Source organism: Peribacillus sp. FSL H8-0477 (assembly GCF_038002765.1).
Classification (GTDB): Bacteria; Bacillota; Bacilli; order Bacillales; family DSM-1321; genus Peribacillus.
Window position 1 is genome coordinate 1,802,358 of sequence record NZ_JBBODE010000002.1, and the last position, 16,125, is coordinate 1,818,482.

Consider the following 16,125-nt stretch of genomic DNA (forward strand, 5'->3'; position numbering starts at 1 on the left):
TAGATACAAAGTTTATAAAAGGGGAGGAAGAATTGGAAAAACATAATAGATGTAAGAAATGCGGACATAAAAAATGTCAATGTGATTCTAAAGGAAAACATAAGAAAAAGAAAAAAATAAATCATGAGTTGAAAGTGAAAATTATTTTACCAGGAGGAACTTCTCCAATAAAGGGAGCCACTGGCGCGACCGGGCCCACTGGTGCAACGGGGCCAGGATTAGATAATACTGTAACCTTTAATTTGGTGAATGCTCCAAGATATCCAGCGGGACAAATTGTACTTTACCAAGGTAGCATTTATAGAGCGAATGTAGCATCACCGAGAGGAATACCAGGTCAATCTCCAGATTATACATTACTTTTAGCAAGTGGACCGACAGGACTAACCGGAGCTACTGGGGTAACGGGAATAACCGGCGCTACAGGAACAACTGGAACAACTGGAGTAACTGGATCCACAGGAGCAACGGGCACAGGTCTAAATGATGCAGTAACATTTAATGCAGCAGATGCCCCGAATTATCCAGAAGGTGAGATTGTATTTTACGAAGGAAGTTTCTATAGAGCTAATGTTGCAGCGCCAACAGGAATACCAGGTCAATCAGCAGATTATACATTACTGGCAGTAAGCGGTTCAACAGGAGTGACTGGAGCAACAGGAGTTACCGGAGTTACCGGAATTACAGGAGCTACTGGAGTAACGGGAATAACCGGCGCAACAGGAGTAACAGGAGTAACAGGAGTAACAGGGATAACCGGAGCAACGGGAGTAACTGGAGCAACCGGGGTAACGGGAATAACCGGAGCTACTGGAGCAACCGGAGTAACCGGAGTTACTGGGGTAACAGGAGTAACTGGAGTAACTGGAGCAACCGGAGTTACTGGGGTAACAGGAATAACTGGAGCAACTGGAATAACTGGAGCCAGAGGAGTAACTGGAGCAACCGGAGTCACTGGAGCTGCTGGAGTAACAGGAGTAACGGGAGCAACTGGTGTAACTGGAGTAACAGGAGTAACTGGAGTAACCGGCGTCACAGGAGTAACTGGAGTAACAGGAGTAACTGGAGTAACCGGCGTCACAGGAGTAACTGGAGTAACGGGAATAACAGGATTTACTGGGGAAACAGGAATAACTGGAATAACCGGCGCAACGGGAGTAACAGGAGCAACAGGAGCAACGGGATACACGGGAGTTACTGGTGTTACTGGGGTAACTGGATTAACCGGAATAACCGGCGCCACAGGAGTTACTGGAGCAACGGGAATAACAGGAGCAACAGGAGCAACAGGAGCAACCGGAGTAACTGGAATAACCGGATCTACTGGAGCTACAGGAATAACCGGCGTAACGGGAGTAACAGGAGCAACCGGTGTTACTGGAGTAACCGGAGCCACAGGAATAACCGGAATAACCGGATCTACTGGAGCTACAGGAATAACCGGCGCAACAGGAGTAACTGGATTAACCGGATCCACGGGAATAACGGGAATAACGGGAATAACCGGAATAACTGGAGTAACTGGAGTAACGGGAATAACCGGAGTTACTGGGGTAACTGGAATAACGGGATCTACTGGAGTAACCGGAGCGACAGGATTTACTGGGGTAACGGGAGTAACCGGAGCCACAGGAGTTACTGGAATAACCGGAGTAACCGGAGTAACAGGCGTTACTGGAGTAACGGGAATAACCGGATCTACTGGAGTAACAGGAGTAACTGGAATAACTGGAGCAACTGGGGTAACCGGAGCAACCGGAGCCACAGGAACAACAGGATTGACGGGCGCTGCTGGGTCAACCGGAATAAGGGGAGTAACCGGAGTTACTGGAGTTACTGGAGCTACAGGAATAACCGGCGCCACAGGAGTAACCGGAATAACGGGAATAACTGGAGCTACAGGAATAACCGGAGCAACCGGAGTTACTGGAGTAACCGGAGCCACAGGAACAACAGGATTGACGGGCGCTGCTGGGTCAACCGGAGCAACTGGAGTAACAGGAGTTACTGGAGTAACTGGAGTAACTGGAATAACGGGATCTACTGGGGTAACGGGAATTACTGGAGCAACCGGAGTTACTGGAGAAACTGGGGTAACTGGAATAACGGGAGTAATTGGAGCAACCGGGGTAACTGGAATAACGGGAGTAACTGGAGCAACCGGGGTAACTGGAATAACCGGATCTACTGGGGTAACGGGAATTACTGGAATAACTGGAGCAACCGGAGTTACTGGAGTTACTGGAGCTACAGGAATAACCGGCGCCACAGGAGTAACAGGAGTAACAGGAGCAACAGGATTTACTGGGGTAACGGGAATAACTGGAGCAACTGGAGTAACCGGAGCCACGGGAGTAACTGGGGTAACGGGAATTACTGGAGCAACTGGAATAACCGGAGCAACTGGAGTAACCGGAGCCACCGGAGTTACTGGGGTAACCGGAGTAACTGGGTCAACCGGAGCTACAGGAATAACAGGATTTACTGGGGCTACTGGAGTAACTGGGGTAACTGGAGTAACTGGAGTAACGGGAGCAACCGGGGTAACGGGAGTTACTGGAGTAACCGGAGCCACAGGAACAACTGGATTGACTGGCGCTGCTGGGTCAACCGGATCGACTGGAGTAACGGGAGCAACCGGAGTAACGGGAATAACCGGAGCAACAGGAGTAACCGGAGCAACTGGAGTTACTGGGGTAACTGGAGTTACTGGGGTAACTGGAATTACTGGAGTAACTGGAGTAACTGGAGCCACGGGAGTAACTGGGGTAACGGGAATTACTGGAGCAACTGGAATAACCGGAGCAACTGGAGTAACCGGAGCCACCGGAGTTACTGGGGTAACGGGAATTACTGGAGCAACTGGAATAACCGGAGCAACTGGAGTAACCGGAGCCACCGGAGTTACTGGGGTAACCGGAGTAACTGGGTCAACCGGAGCTACAGGAATAACAGGATTTACTGGGGCTACTGGAGTAACTGGGGTAACGGGAGTAACTGGAGTAACGGGAGCAACCGGGGTAACGGGAGTTACTGGAGTAACCGGAGCCACAGGAACAACTGGATTGACTGGCGCTGCTGGGTCAACCGGATCGACTGGAGTAACGGGAGCAACCGGAGTAACGGGAATAACCGGAGCAACAGGAGTAACCGGAGCAACTGGAGTTACTGGGGTAACTGGAGTTACTGGGGTAACTGGAATTACTGGAGTAACTGGAGTAACTGGAGCAACGGGAGTTACTGGAGTTACTGGGGTAACTGGAACAACTGGAATTACTGGAGCAACCGGAGTAACCGGAGCAACAGGAATTACTGGGGTAACGGGAGTAACCGGAGTAACTGGAGTAACTGGAGTTACTGGAATAACGGGAGTAACCGGAGCCACAGGAGTTACTGGAGCAACCGGAATAACGGGAGTAACCGGAGTTACTGGAGTAACTGGATCTACTGGAGTAACGGGAGCAACCGGAGTAACGGGAATAACCGGAGCAACCGGAGTAACCGGAGCAACAGGAGTAACAGGAGCAACCGGAGCAACTGGAGTTACTGGGGTAACTGGAATTACTGGAGTAACTGGAGTAACTGGAGCAACGGGAGTTACTGGAGTTACTGGGGTAACTGGAACAACTGGAATTACTGGAGCAACCGGAGTAACCGGAGCAACAGGAATTACTGGGGTAACGGGAGTAACCGGAGTAACTGGAGTTACTGGAATAACGGGAGCAACTGGGGTAACAGGAGTAACAGGAGTAACTGGAGTAACTGGAGTAACTGGAGTAACTGGAATAACTGGAATAACCGGAGCCACAGGAGTAACCGGCGCAACGGGAGTAACCGGAGCTACAGGAGTAACAGGAATAACGGGAGTAACCGGAGCCACGGGAGTAACAGGAGTAACCGGAGTAACAGGAGTTACTGGAATAACGGGAGTAACTGGAGCAACTGGGGTAACTGGAGTTACTGGAGTAACTGGAATAACTGGAATAACCGGAGCAACGGGAGCAACGGGAGTAACCGGAGCAACCGGAATAACTGGAGCAACGGGAGTAACCGGAGTAACCGGAGCAACGGGAGTTACTGGGGTAACTGGGGTAACTGGAGTAACAGGAATTACTGGGGTAACGGGAGTAACCGGAGCCACGGGAGTTACTGGGGTAACTGGAATTACTGGAATTACTGGAATAACTGGAGCAACCGGAGTAACCGGGGTTACTGGAGTAACAGGAGTAACCGGAGCCACAGGATTTACTGGAGCAACGGGAGTAACCGGAGTTACTGGGGTAACTGGAATAACAGGAGTTACTGGAATAACCGGAGCAACCGGAGTTACTGGAGCAACGGGAGTAACCGGAGTAACCGGAGTAACAGGAGCAACAGGAGTTACTGGAGTTACTGGAGTTACTGGAGCAACCGGAGTAACTGGAGTAACAGGAGTTACTGGAGTAACAGGAGTAACCGGAGCAACAGGAACAACTGGATTGACTGGCGCTGCTGGGTCAACCGGATCTACGGGAGTAACCGGAGTTACTGGAGCAACAGGAGTTACTGGAGTTACTGGAGTTACTGGAGTTACTGGAGTTACTGGAGTTACTGGAGTTACTGGAGTTACTGGAGTTACTGGAGTTACTGGAGTAACCGGAGCCACGGGAGTTACTGGGGTAACTGGAATTACTGGAATAACTGGAGCAACCGGAGTAACCGGGGTTACTGGAGTTACAGGAGTAACCGGAGCCACAGGAGTTACTGGAGCAACGGGAGTAACCGGAGCCACGGGGGTAACTGGAATTACTGGAGCAACTGGAGTTACTGGAGTTACTGGAGCAACCGGAGTAACGGGAGTAACCGGCGCCACAGGAGTAACCGGAGTAACCGGAGCCACAGGAACAACAGGATTGACTGGCGCTGCTGGGTCAACCGGATCTACGGGAGTAACCGGAGTAACCGGAGCCACAGGAACAACAGGATTGACTGGCGCTGCTGGGTCAACCGGAGTAACTGGAGCAACCGGAATAACCGGAGCAACGGGAGTTACTGGAGTAACTGGAGTTACTGGAGTAACAGGAGTAACCGGAGTAACCGGAGTTACTGGAATAACGGGAGTAACCGGAGTAACCGGAGTTACTGGAATAACGGGAGTAACGGGAGTAACGGGAGTTACTGGAATAACCGGAGCAACGGGAGTTACTGGGGTAACTGGAATTACTGGGGTAACTGGAGCCACTGGAATTACTGGAGCAACGGGAGTAACCGGAGTAACAGGAGTAACGGGATCTACTGGAGTTACTGGAATTACTGGGGTAACTGGAACAACTGGAATTACTGGAGCAACCGGAGTAACCGGAGCAACAGGAATTACTGGGGTAACGGGAGTAACCGGAGTAACTGGAGTTACTGGAATAACGGGAGCAACTGGGGTAACAGGAGTAACAGGAGTAACTGGAGTAACTGGAGTAACTGGAGTAACTGGAATAACTGGAATAACCGGAGCCACAGGAGTAACCGGCGCAACGGGAGTAACCGGAGCTACAGGAGTAACAGGAATAACGGGAGTAACCGGAGCCACGGGAGTAACAGGAGTAACCGGAGTAACAGGAGTTACTGGAATAACGGGAGTAACTGGAGCAACTGGGGTAACTGGAGTTACTGGAGTAACTGGAATAACTGGAATAACCGGAGCAACGGGAGCAACGGGAGTAACCGGAGCAACCGGAATAACTGGAGCAACGGGAGTAACCGGAGTAACCGGAGCAACGGGAGTTACTGGGGTAACTGGGGTAACTGGAGTAACAGGAATTACTGGGGTAACGGGAGTAACCGGAGCCACGGGAGTTACTGGGGTAACTGGAATTACTGGGGTAACTGGAATAACTGGAATAACCGGAGCCACGGGAGTAACAGGAGTAACCGGAGCTACAGGAGTAACCGGAGTAACTGGAATAACGGGAGTAACCGGAGCAACTGGAGTAACTGGAATAACTGGAGCAACGGGAGTAACCGGAGCAACCGGAATTACTGGGGTAACGGGAATAACAGGAGTAACTGGAGCAACGGGAGTAACCGGAGTAACCGGAGCAACGGGATCTACTGGAGTTACTGGGGTAACAGGAGCTACAGGAGTAACAGGAGTAACTGGAATAACTGGAATAACCGGCGCAACGGGAGTAACCGGAGCTACAGGAGTAACTGGAATTACTGGAGCAACAGGAATTACTGGGGTAACGGGAGTAACCGGGGTAACGGGAGTAACGGGATCTACTGGAGTTACTGGAGTTACTGGGGTAACAGGAGTTACTGGAGAAACCGGAATAACCGGAGCAACGGGAGTTACTGGGGTAACTGGAATAACTGGAGTTACTGGAGCAACGGGAGTAACGGGAGCAACAGGAGTTACTGGGGTAACTGGAATAACTGGAGTTACTGGAGCAACGGGAGTAACGGGAGCAACAGGAGTTACTGGGGTAACTGGAATAACTGGAGTTACTGGAGCAACGGGAGTAACGGGAGCAACAGGAGTTACTGGGGTAACTGGAATAGCTGGAGTTACTGGAGCAACGGGAGTAACCGGAGTAACTGGAGCAACCGGAGTAACCGGCGCCACAGGAGTAACAGGAGTAACCGGAATAACGGGAGTAACAGGCGTAACAGGAGTTACAGGAGTAACCGGAGCCACGGGAGTTACTGGGGTAACTGGAATTACAGGAGTAACAGGAGTAACAGGAGTAACCGGGGTTACTGGAGTTACAGGAGTAACCGGAGCAACCGGAGTTACTGGAGCAACGGGAGTAACCGGAGTAACTGGAGCTACAGGAGTAACCGGAGTTACCGGAGTTACCGGAGCCACGGGAGTTACTGGGGTAACGGGAGTAACCGGAATTACTGGAGTAACCGGAGCAACGGGAGTTACTGGGGTAACGGGAATAACCGGAGCCACGGGAGTAACCGGAGTAACTGGAATAACAGGAGTAACCGGAGTAACGGGAGTAACCGGAGCTACAGGAGTAACTGGAGTAACTGGAATTACTGGAGCAACAGGAATTACTGGGGTAACGGGAGTAACCGGGGTAACGGGAGTAACCGGAGCAACGGGAGTTACTGGAGCAACGGGAGTAACCGGAGCAACGGGAGTTACTGGAGCAACGGGAGTAACCGGAGCAACAGGAATTACTGGGATAACGGGAGTAACCGGAGCCACGGGAGTAACAGGAGTAACCGGAGCAACAGGAGTAACCGGAGTAACAGGAGCAACAGGAGTAACCGGAGTAACAGGAGCAACAGGAATTACTGGGGTAACGGGAGTAACAGGAGCAACAGGAATTACTGGGGTAACGGGAGTAACCGGAGCAACAGGAGTTACTGGGGTAACGGGAGTAACGGGAGTAACCGGAGCAACGGGAGTTACTGGAGTAACTGGAGTTACTGGAGTAACCGGAGTAACAGGAGTAACCGGAGTTACTGGAATAACGGGAGTAACCGGAGTAACCGGAGTAACAGGAGTAACCGGAGTTACTGGAATAACCGGAGCCACGGGGGTAACAGGAGTAACCGGAGTAACCGGAGTAACAGGAGTTACTGGAATAACGGGAGTAACCGGAGCAACAGGAGTAACAGGAGTTACTGGGGTAACTGGAATTACTGGGGTAACTGGAGCAACTGGAATTACTGGAGCAACGGGAGTAACCGGAGTAACAGGAGTAACGGGATCTACTGGAGTTACTGGAATTACTGGAATTACTGGGGTAACGGGAGTAACCGGAGCAACTGGAGCAACCGGAGTTACTGGGGTAACTGGAGCAACCGGAGTAACTGGAATAACAGGAGTAACCGGAGTTACTGGAGTTACTGGAGTAACCGGAGTAACCGGAGCAACGGGAGTAACCGGAGCCACTGGAGTAACTGGAATTACTGGAGCAACGGGAGTTACTGGAGTTACTGGAGTAACCGGAGCCACGGGAATAACCGGAGCAACAGGAGTAACCGGAGTAACAGGGGTTACTGGGGTAACGGGAATAACCGGAGCAACAGGAGTAACCGGAGTAACCGGAGCCACGGGAGTAACCGGAACAACGGGAGTTACTGGGGTAACTGGAATTACTGGAGCAACAGGAGTAACCGGAGTAACCGGAGCAACGGGAGTTACTGGGGTAACTGGAATTACTGGAGCAACTGGAGTTACTGGGGTAACTGGAATTACTGGAGCAACCGGAGTAACTGGAATAACAGGAGTAACCGGAGTAACCGGAGTAACCGGAGCCACAGGAGTAACAGGAGTAACCGGAGCCACAGGAGTTACTGGAGCAACGGGAGTAACCGGAGCCACGGGAGTTACTGGAGTTACTGGAGCAACCGGAGTTACTGGAGTAACAGGAGTAACGGGAATAACCGGAGCCACAGGAGTTACTGGGGTAACTGGAGTTACTGGAGCAACCGGAGTAACGGGAATAACCGGAATAACTGGAGTAACCGGTGTAACTGGGGTAACGGGCATAACAGGATCTACTGGTGCTACCGGAATAACCGGAGCTACAGGAGCGTCCGGGGGCATACCAGAAATATTCTTTACAGAAGTTTTAGGTCCAGTCGTTCTTACAACTACAGGTACTGAAACAACAACGGCTACCTTGAATGTACCAACTACTATTGGACAGAACGTCAAGGTGGATTATGCGGTGTCTGTGGATCTGGTCACAACTGCAAACTCAAGTTTTACTTTTCAAACTAGGCTATATCGTAATGGAATATTAATTGATACACGTTCCGTTCAAAGAAGTGTCACTACTGCGGGTATATCCAGATTTCCTGTATCATCTACTAATGTGAATACTGCTGTTATCACTGGAACTTCAACCTATGAAGTTAGAATCATATTTACAGCAGCAGCAAATGTAACCTCAGCAAGTGCAATTAATACTGATTTGAACGCAATACGGTTTCCCTAACGATCTTAATCTAAGCCAAATTCCTTAAATACAGGAATTTGGCTTTTTTATTGGTCTTTTAGACCAAGTACTTATGAATTATGTCTTAGATGGATTTCAATAATATGCGGGAGAAATAAAAGTATTAATCAGAAAAGATTATCCTGATCATTTCTAACGTAGTTATTCTGATGGTGGAAGGTCTGTGAATAGAAACCTTTTAATAGTTAAAGCACAATCAATTGGAAGGTGAACGTATTATTTTGCGTCTGATTTCACTTGATGAGGCTTAAAATATGTATGAATATACGTCTGATGAAGAAATGATAGATTTTTACAGGATAAAGATTTGAACCGTAGGGGGTAAATTATTGGACTGCTAAATCTACTACCATTTCCAAATAAAAGATTGGGAATATATGAAAAAGCCGCAAAGTGTTGTTAAATCTACATTTGTTTATTTTTATACGTACTGACTAGTAATACCACTTAAATAAGGATTTAATAAATGAATCCGATTTAAATAATCATTGCTAAAGCCATTAATACAAATACGGCAGCTAGACCGAAAACTAATAATAAATTAAATACTAATAGAAATACTAATAATCTTTTGTTATTCTTACCCTCTTTAAGCTGGATGATAAGTATGATTGCTGAAATAATTGAAATAATTGGTATCAAATATAAAGGATAGCTACCACCATAATTAGGTTCTGATGCGTCATTCAGTTCTTCTAAGATGGGAATAGTAAGAAGTAAATTTATAATAAACAATATAAAAGGTACTTTAACATTTCTAATAAAGTCCCCCATAAGTCCAACTTTCCCCCTAACTCTTTCAGTGTTTTGTTGAAAACTTACATCCTATTTAATAATAGATAATTATTCCATATATGTCCAAATGTTTATTCTTACATAACAAGCTTGTCGCTCTAGGAGATACACCATTTTTAAGGGCTATTTTGCACCTTATATATTTTTTATTTATGCTGTTTCTTTTTACTATTCTTATAAAAGGTAAAAACTGGTCCGACAATCATGAGAAAAATTAAGAGGATTAAAATAACTTTTTCTGTTACTTCCATCACTAAGAAAGGTCTTATTGATTTATTAATGGAAGTATTTAGGCTGAATCCTAATAGAATGTCCATGCAAAGAGAAAAAACAGTTAAAAAGACGAACATCAGAATAGTAATACCAATTATCTTCAATTTTTATCACGCTCCACTAAACGATACTTCCTTTTTGGCAATAACTTTTTGTTAGGTTTGCTTTTCTTTTTTTTGTTCTTAATAAATGCAATCAAAAGTAACAGAATGGGAATAATTACTTGAAACGGGAGATGCAAATAGAGGGTGATAAGATGAAGCCCTTCTTTAACATGTTCGGAAAAATTACTGGCGATTGTTATCGATAAAATCAGGATAGCTAGTCCTAATGGGAAAGCTAATCGCGCGGAATCTTTGACTTTAAATAAACTGGCTGTTCCTACTACCGATGCATAGAAAAATACACACATTTTAAAAAATACACCGATAACTGATAATAGTATAAAATATACATCTAACCGTTCTAAAAATCCGGCTACCTCAATTGTTTGTATAGTGGACAGAAGGGGGAAGGGTGAACGGGTTATGTTATTTACACCAAGTACACTAACATTTATGGCCATGACTGAAGCTAAAATGAGTCCGCTGAATCCTATTGCAAATAAACCAATCCGTTTCGCCTTTTCGGGTCGATTTAAATAGGGGAGGATCATAGAAAATATAACCACTTCACCAAATGGAAAATAAAGAGTTTGTGTAAATGTGGTTTTTATCACAGGTTTTATACCTTCTTCAAGCACAGGTTCAAGGTTAGAAATTTGTATAATTCCAGAAACAACAATTAAAAAAAGAGCACTAATCCCAAGTAAAATGATGAGAACAAATAATAATTCACTTGTTCGCGCTAATACCTCAATACCCTTACGAATTGTGTATATAACTAAAAGTACCATCAATGTATTCAAAATAAACAAAGGAGTTTCCCAATAAAAGGAAGTGATTAGCATTTCTCCGAAATCCCTTAACACTCTTGCAGAAAGATATATAAAATAAAGTATGTAAATAAAAGATAATATTTTCCCTAAAAAGCTTCCCAAAATTTTTTGTATATATTCAGTTGGAGGTAAGTCTGGATAATATGAGTAAAGACCATGATAGACCAAGTATAAGCAAAAACCACCAACCATACCAATCAAAATAGCAAGCCACGCATCCTGATTTGCTGCTATTGCAAGAGGTACCAACAGGGCACTACCAAGTTCAAATAAGACAATTAGAATGAATAGCTGATATGCGCTGATTTTTGCCTTTTCCAATGATTTTTCACTCCTTTTTTACCTTATTATTCCATATCCGAAAGATATGAATTGGTTCTAAGACCCGAACGTCGTATAAATGCTTCAACTTTCACATTTACCTTTAAGTTTGGAAAATAGTTGTCATTCCAATCGCTCTTCATCTTTTTCCATTTTTTTGGATCAGAACGACGAACGACTTCCCCAAATCCAAAAATATCTGATTTATTTTGCTGTGTTTTTTTAACAGTGCTTTCCAATTGTTTCTTAATTTCTTTTTCTAATTTCTTTTCTATATCCAAAATCTCATAAGGATCCTCTAGATCAACTTTTGACCTTACTTCGCGAATATCACCTTCTGATCGTACATTAACTGTAATGACAGGAAGACCGTTTTTAGTATCGCTTGAGACTTTTGTATTTTGACGGACTACGTTATAAGTCAAGGCGTTTTTCTGTCCTTCCGAGTCCACTTTCACATCTGTCTGCTGGATTTTATCCAAGATCCATACTACTCCTCTAGACATCTCACCTTGATACCAGTCAATCAACTTTCCTTCTTTAAAAATGGCCAGTCCGTCAGATTCAAGAGTGGTATCCAGTTCAGACTGTTGTATATTTTCGATCTTTTTTCCTTGTTGGATTTTTCCTTTTAATCTAAAACCGCTAATAACTGTTTCTTTCCCTGCAGAGGTTAGAGTAGTAATAACATCCTGCAAAGTTACTTCCATACTTTCTCCTCTAGCTCTTTCTGTAGCCTGTAAAGTTCCGTTCACTTTCTCGGCTGGAATATTATCAATGGCAGTCAAAGATTTAAGAAGATCACCTGCTTTTGAATGATGGGCTATGACAACCCTCGAGGTCATTCGAATTTCTGGATCACGTTCAAAGGCGTCTAAAATATCTGTAATGCCTTCTTCTTTTGCTAACTCCTCACTAATAACGATTAGATTTGCATGTGCGTGATATAGCCTTCTTGAGATTTTAGATGTTGCATGGAAATGGGCGTCCAGAACACTGTCTCCCGTAGCTGAGTAAACGGTAACTGTGGGGCTTTGACCGCTTCCCCCACCTTGAAGTCCTCCTGCTACGTTTCCAGGATTGATAAGTTGAATGGTCTTGACATATTTACCTTCTTCATTTTTATCAATCGCCATTGCAGATATGATCGCTAGTTCATTTAACTCTTTTTGACTCCAACAACCCGAGATGAAAATTGAACTTGTCATAATCAAGAAAAGAAGAATCCATTTATGATTCATTCTTGTCACCTTTTTCCATATTAGTATTTTTCATGACACGAGTACCAGGAGGCTGTGGTTTCTGATTTTCCCCTTGACTAACCCTATTTTGGCCACTTATCAATCGTGGTCTTTTTTTGTAAGCCCAAATTGGTCTTCGAAAAATAGTATCACCTGCTTCCTCGCGGATAAAGGGTGCAAGAGGTGACATATAGGGTACACCGAATGAACGTAGGCTGCATAAGTGAACGATAAGCAAAATAAACACTAGAATAATTCCATAAAAACCGAATGTGGCTGCACTAATCATAAAAATAAATCTAATCAAACGGGCTGATATAGCAACTGCATAGGAGGGGGTCGCAAAACTGGCGATTGCTGTCAAAGAAACTACGATTACCATTCCAGGTGACACAATCCCAGTCTGTATTGCAGCCTGTCCAATGACAAGTGCTCCTACTATAGATATAGTGGAACCCATAGCTTTGGGCATGCGGATACTGGCTTCTCTTAAAATTTCAAAAGTTATTTCCATGATGAGTGCTTCTATAAATGCAGGAAATGGGACGGATTCCCTTTGTGCAGCAATAATAATAGCCAATTCTGTTGGAATCATCTCCTGATGAAAAGTGGTAGCTGAGATGTATATAGCAGGACCTACAAGAGATATTAAGAAAATCACAGTGCGTAAAAAGCGAATAGCAGTTGAGATATCAAAACGTTCATAATAATCTTCAACTGATTGAAAAAAATCTATGAATAGGGCGGGTACCAACAATACAAAAGGTGTCCCATTTACAAAAATGGCAATCTTTCCTTCTAACAAGTTTCCCGCCACACTATCCGGTCTCTCCGTATGATGAATTGTAGGAAAAGTAGTGTTTGTTTGATCCTCTATTAGCTGTTCGATATATCCGGATTCTAAGATGCCATCAACGTTTATTTTTTTTAAACGTTTACGTACTTCTTCTATAATTTCATTCTTTGCGATGCCATTTATATACATAATTGAAACTTCTGTATTTGTCATTTTGCCAATATTGATGGACTCAACCCATAAATCTGTATTGTTAATTATTCGACGAACCAGGGCAGTATTTGTTTCTATTGACTCGTTAAACGCTTCTTTAGAGCCTCGAATAGAAACATTTGTAGTAGATTCCTGAACAGACCGTCTCTGTCCACCTTGTGTACTCGCACAAATCCCTTTGCTTATTCCATCGATGAGCATAATAGTTTCGCCCGACATTAATGCCGTAAATAGTTTTTCCCAGTCATTAACTACTTTGATTCCACCTACAGCAACAACATCTTCGGTGAGAACTTCTAACACTTCTTGTGGCTTGAGCTTTTCACTTAAATTTTGGTTATTTATTATTGATTCGATTACAAAATCGTTAACTGATTGATTGTCAACCATTCCTTTTACATATAAAATAGCTATTTTTATCTTGGAATTATGACGAATTTTTAATTGGCGGATTAAGATATCTGAACTGTTTCCTGTTTCTTGTTTAATGACTTCAAGATTCTTGGACAAGGATTTTTCGATGAGGTTCGATCCTCTCTTATTCGTTTGATTTTGATTGTTTAACTCTTGAATCTTTCTATCATTTGTTTGTTTCTTTCGTTTTATAAATGAAAACATAGTTTAAATACCTTTCTTTTCCAACCTATTCTGTTCAAGTTAAACCCTTTTTAAACAGTATGAAAAAAGATTAGTCATGAATATAATCAAACGATAGATTTCTAACATTAAAAACCGAAATTATACTGAATATAAACCTTGTTTTGTAGGGGTCTACTTAGGGTAGTCTACAATAAAAAATTTGGAGATAGAGGAATATGTTTGGGGAAAATTTGCACCTCATGAAACTTTGGAATTTCATAAGTTTGAGATCCTTTTTTTGTGAACGATTGTAGTAAGTGGTTAAGAAACAGATACCTGTGCAAGAAACAATTAACCCCACAGCATCCATCATAATGGAAAATTTATCAAGAACTAGGCACTGAAAAAAAGTTTCAACATATATAGGGGATATCCGTTCGGATTTGATGAGGAGGATATCATGCAACCTATATTACCTATGGAAAAATATTTTGGACAGTTTGAACTGGTGCATGCTTTTTATGGCGCTATGCCAACAGGTGTCAGCGTTTCCGAAACCGGTCGTATTTTTGTTTGCTTTCCAAAATGGGGAGACGACGTTCAGTTTACTGTGGCGGAAATTGTTGAGGGTGAATTGCAGCCTTATCCCAGTTTAAAAACGAATTTGGTTAATACCGAGAATATTACGATGTCTTTTGTCAGTGTCCAAAGTATCGTTGCTGATGGAAGAGGAACCCTTTGGGTGCTGGATACAGGGGCACCCAATTTTTCTGAACCTACTAAAGGGGGAGCAAAATTAGTTGCTGTTGATTTAAGCACGAATACAATAAGGAGGGTATATACCTTTACAGATGATGTTGTCTTGCCAACAACTTATTTGAATGATGTCCGTTTGGATTTTAGGGTTGGAAGAGCGGGTTATGCATATATAACGGATTCTTCTTCCAGAGGGCCAGGGGGGATTATCGTCGTAGATTTAGAAAATGGGAACGCGTTTAGACGGTTAAATGGGGCAATATCAACTTCACCTGATCCCTACTTTTTACCGAAAGTAGAAGGTGAAATTTTGATGAATCGAAACCCGAATGGCTCGACTTTCCCATTTAAATTGGCTTCCGATAGTTTAGCGATTTCTCCTGATGGAAAGGTATTATTTTATGCTCCACTAACCAGCCGTCAGCTGTTCTCAATCTCAACAGAAGCCCTAAGAGACACAAGGATACAGGACATGAATTTATCCCAATATGTGCAGTATTTTGGGGAAAAAGGTGCGTCTGATGGCATGATCACCGGCACAAAAGGAACCATTTATGCGGGAGATTATGAAAACAATAGTATCCGGAAGATATTTCCCAATGGCACAATGGAAACCATCGCACATGACCCGAGAATTTTATGGCCGGATACTTTTTCAATTGGCCCCGATCAATACTTATATGTCATTGTTAATCAATTACATCGGCAGGCGAGATTTCATTATGGAAGAGACCTGCGGGAAAAACCATACAGTTTACTTCGTATGAAAATTGATGAATTCCCTGCTCCTTCCTTTTCATAATAAACTTAAACGAAAGTAGCTATCCCTCCACAGGGAGCAACCTTTTTTGTCAGTTAAAGCAAATCTCATAAGTTTCGCAGAGGACCATTGTGCACCTCATAACGGCAAAACAAAACCAAAAATTTTCACTGATTTTAGCGGCGTACTCTCAAGTTAGTAAAAAACCATATGTTCAAATCTATGTTTCCAAGAACCGTAAAAAAATTTCTCCCATATCACAAAGTGATTGTAAATGTTGATAGTTTAATAAGAATGTAATATTTATATATATATAAAATCGGCTAAAAGGTGGTGTGAAATGAAGAAACTATCAAGAAGGAGCATTAGGTGAGGGTTATTATGACGGTGAGATTTCACAATGGGGAGCAGATGTAATTCCTGCTCAATTTATCCCCATCTATCAAGCTACTCAAGAAAAATATGGTTTACCGTGGAATTTACTTGCGGCACATCAT

The 16,125-nt window shown here is 44.0% G+C and carries 7 protein-coding genes; 2 read left to right on the forward strand and 5 right to left on the reverse strand.

The features are described from left to right. The first annotated feature begins 32 nt into the window (after positions 1-32). The gene (locus MHI18_RS20530) at positions 33-8,936 is read left to right on the forward strand and encodes a hypothetical protein (RefSeq protein WP_340850168.1); all 8,904 of its coding nucleotides are present in this window, start codon (positions 33-35) and stop codon (positions 8,934-8,936) included. A gap of 498 nt (positions 8,937-9,434) precedes the next feature. Here MHI18_RS20530 and MHI18_RS20535 read toward each other — a convergent pair whose 3' ends face one another. The 5 genes from MHI18_RS20535 to MHI18_RS20555 all read right to left on the reverse strand — a co-directional run bounded on the left by MHI18_RS20535 (position 9,435) and on the right by MHI18_RS20555 (position 14,151). Then, positions 9,435-9,731: a hypothetical protein gene (locus tag MHI18_RS20535; RefSeq protein WP_340850169.1), complete on the reverse strand. Its 297-nt coding sequence runs from the start codon at positions 9,729-9,731 to the stop codon at positions 9,435-9,437. 167 nt (positions 9,732-9,898) lie between these two features. Next, positions 9,899-10,129, reverse strand: a complete 231-nt coding sequence (locus MHI18_RS20540) for a hypothetical protein (RefSeq protein ID WP_340850170.1) — start codon at positions 10,127-10,129, stop codon at positions 9,899-9,901. Beyond that, positions 10,126-11,283: a GerAB/ArcD/ProY family transporter gene (locus MHI18_RS20545; protein ID WP_340850171.1), complete on the reverse strand. Its 1,158-nt coding sequence runs from the start codon at positions 11,281-11,283 to the stop codon at positions 10,126-10,128. The genes MHI18_RS20540 and MHI18_RS20545 overlap by 4 nt, the downstream gene beginning before the upstream one ends. Before the next feature lie 26 nt (positions 11,284-11,309). Beyond that, a complete protein-coding gene (locus tag MHI18_RS20550; protein WP_340850172.1) occupies positions 11,310-12,524 on the reverse strand; it encodes a Ger(x)C family spore germination protein in 1,215 nt (404 codons plus the stop codon). Beyond that, positions 12,514-14,151, reverse strand: coding sequence for a spore germination protein (locus MHI18_RS20555; protein ID WP_340850173.1), 1,638 nt, complete (start codon positions 14,149-14,151; stop codon positions 12,514-12,516). The genes MHI18_RS20550 and MHI18_RS20555 overlap by 11 nt, the downstream gene beginning before the upstream one ends. 421 nt (positions 14,152-14,572) lie before the next feature. Between MHI18_RS20555 and MHI18_RS20560 the strand changes: the two genes are divergently transcribed. Continuing rightward, positions 14,573-15,670 (forward strand): L-dopachrome tautomerase-related protein, encoded by a 1,098-nt coding sequence (locus MHI18_RS20560; protein WP_340850174.1) that lies wholly within the window; start codon positions 14,573-14,575, stop codon positions 15,668-15,670. Positions 15,671-16,125 lie beyond the last annotated feature (455 nt).

Excerpts from the sequence above, each read along its gene's own strand:
- MHI18_RS20535 (WP_340850169.1), bottom strand. The coding sequence starts at position 9,731 with ATGGGGGACTTTATTAGAAATGTTAAAGTACCTTTTATATTGTTTATT.
- MHI18_RS20550 (WP_340850172.1), bottom strand. The coding sequence starts at position 12,524 with ATGAATCATAAATGGATTCTTCTTTTCTTGATTATGACAAGTTCAATT.
- MHI18_RS20555 (WP_340850173.1), bottom strand. The coding sequence starts at position 14,151 with ATGTTTTCATTTATAAAACGAAAGAAACAAACAAATGATAGAAAGATT.
- MHI18_RS20560 (WP_340850174.1), top strand. The coding sequence starts at position 14,573 with ATGCAACCTATATTACCTATGGAAAAATATTTTGGACAGTTTGAACTG.